The organism is Pseudoalteromonas sp. Isolate6, assembly GCF_022398435.1.
GTDB classification, from domain to species: domain Bacteria; phylum Pseudomonadota; class Gammaproteobacteria; order Enterobacterales; family Alteromonadaceae; genus Pseudoalteromonas; species Pseudoalteromonas galatheae.
Genome location: NZ_JAKEVK010000362.1, coordinates 1 through 1,861 on the forward strand (window position 1 = coordinate 1; position 1,861 = coordinate 1,861).

Consider the following 1,861-nt stretch of genomic DNA (forward strand, 5'->3'; position numbering starts at 1 on the left):
CTATCGTGGGTTTTTAAAGGGATATTTATTCCCGAATTCAAACCATTTTTAGATAGTATTTCAATAAGTTCCATTATGTTGTTTGTTCTTGTTTTTTTGTGTTTTTTTTTGCTCCATGATTGAGGGATATTTCGGTTCATCTGAGAAGATAGAAAATTATTCGTTTTTTCTCTGTCTGAGAGTATTTTTTTGATCAATTCCTTTTCTAAATTTGATTCACTTTTTAAAGTGGATGAGTAAAGTGATTTGTTCTCAATTGTGGTGAGGATAAAATATTCCATTCCACTCATTTCACAAAACTCTTGGCATAACCCTTTTAAACAATGTTCTGATTCAGACTTTTTTATTCGTTCTATTAGTTGATAAAAATCTTTTATGTTCATTGTAAATTACTTCCATATAAAAATGTCGGCTTAAGCAGCTAGACTTGTTATTTTAAGTATGACTTCTTCATAGAACTCAGCAGTCTTTGAGCCTTGTGAGTAATACTTTTTGTTGAAGCAAACTGCAGGTACTCCGTGACTTGATATTTCTTGAGCTCGGCTATACTTGGCGATTAATTCTGGTGGAGAAAATGCTGCATCGATTGCGGCTCTCGCTTCTTCGCTATCGAGCTTTAGCTGCTCAGCAAGAGTCACCAATTGCTCTGAATTAAATAGGTCTAGGCCTTCATTAAAATAACCTTTAATCAAAAGCTTATTCATTTCTATATGGAGGTTGTTAAGGCTTGCAAAGTGCATTAATTTATGTGCTTTTGAAGTGTTGTAGTAATGCGTTCTTTTACTGAAGTCGATCGGGACACCAGCAGCTTTGGCGGTTGCTAAAAGCCCTTTTCTATACTCATCATGCTGCTGTTCACTCCAGCCATTTACAGCCATTAATCTGGTGCTTATTAGCTCACCCTTAGCACTGAAATTAGGTTTAACTTCATATGGTAAAAACTCTATTCTTGGAATCACTTTACCTGATAATTTAGTTAACGCGGTTGTTAAGTTTGCATAGTTAATTGGACACCAGGAACAGTCGATATCATGGACATATTCTATTATTAAATTCATTTCTTCACCCGACAGTTAGAAAGGGTGTGTTACACCCTTTAATAGTAAATTTTAAGCTTGTTTCTCTGCTTCTTGAGAAAGTTTAAAGTTTTCTAAGTTACTAACTTTATCAATTAGCTGAGTAGTTTTTGGTCCAGTAATAATATCAACTGGGAAATATTGGCCCCAAGTATGATATACAGACAGTAAAATATCTGCGGCTGAATAATTTTCGCCACCAAGGAATGTATTGTCACCAAGCTTTTGTTCAACTACGGACCATAAGTGATTGATAGTTTGGGCTGCACTTTCTAATGCTGCTAACTTAGCATCGCTATCAGTCATTGATTGGGCGATGAAAAAAAGCTTGCTGTAAGCTGGATGCATAGTGGCATTTGCAAATAATAAGTTTTCAATAGCTTGCTTTCTTTGTGGTCCTGATTCTGGTAATAGCTTATTAGAGTGATTCTCTAATAGATGTAATATTATTGCTGCACCCTCAGTATATGTCTCGTTACCCTGAACTAACACAGGTACAGTACCAACAGGGTTTAATTTTTTGAAATCTGCAACAGAGTCTTTGTTTACCAGTTCAAAATCTGCATTTATTTCACGAAGTATTATCTGTGTAGCTAAAGAGCATGCGCCAGTCATATAATAAAGTGTGTACATTTTATTTCCTTTTAAATTTAAGGGGTTCAGAGTGTAAAAACTCTGAATCTAGTTTTAGCCAATTCTTTTTCTTGGCTGCGTATTAAGATTAATGAAGTATTAGGAGGGGATAAATATGCTAATTTCAAACATGCTGTTGACAGAAAAGAAAC

Annotated in this window: 3 protein-coding genes; all 3 read right to left on the reverse strand. The window is 34.9% G+C overall.

From position 1 onward, the window contains the following. Positions 1-383, reverse strand: a 383-nt coding sequence (locus tag L1D50_RS22885; protein WP_239966924.1) for a hypothetical protein, incomplete at its 3' end; no start/stop codon positions are given. A gap of 30 nt (positions 384-413) precedes the next feature. Continuing rightward, positions 414-1,058, reverse strand: a complete 645-nt coding sequence (locus L1D50_RS22890; RefSeq protein ID WP_128728815.1) for a DsbA family protein — start codon at positions 1,056-1,058, stop codon at positions 414-416. A 51-nt stretch (positions 1,059-1,109) separates the two neighbouring features. Beyond that, the gene (locus tag L1D50_RS22895; RefSeq protein WP_128728814.1) at positions 1,110-1,709 is read right to left on the reverse strand and encodes a glutathione S-transferase family protein; all 600 of its coding nucleotides are present in this window, start codon (positions 1,707-1,709) and stop codon (positions 1,110-1,112) included. Positions 1,710-1,861 lie beyond the last annotated feature (152 nt).

Excerpts from the sequence above, each read along its gene's own strand:
- L1D50_RS22890 (WP_128728815.1), bottom strand. The coding sequence starts at position 1,058 with ATGAATTTAATAATAGAATATGTCCATGATATCGACTGTTCCTGGTGT.
- L1D50_RS22895 (WP_128728814.1), bottom strand. The coding sequence starts at position 1,709 with ATGTACACACTTTATTATATGACTGGCGCATGCTCTTTAGCTACACAG.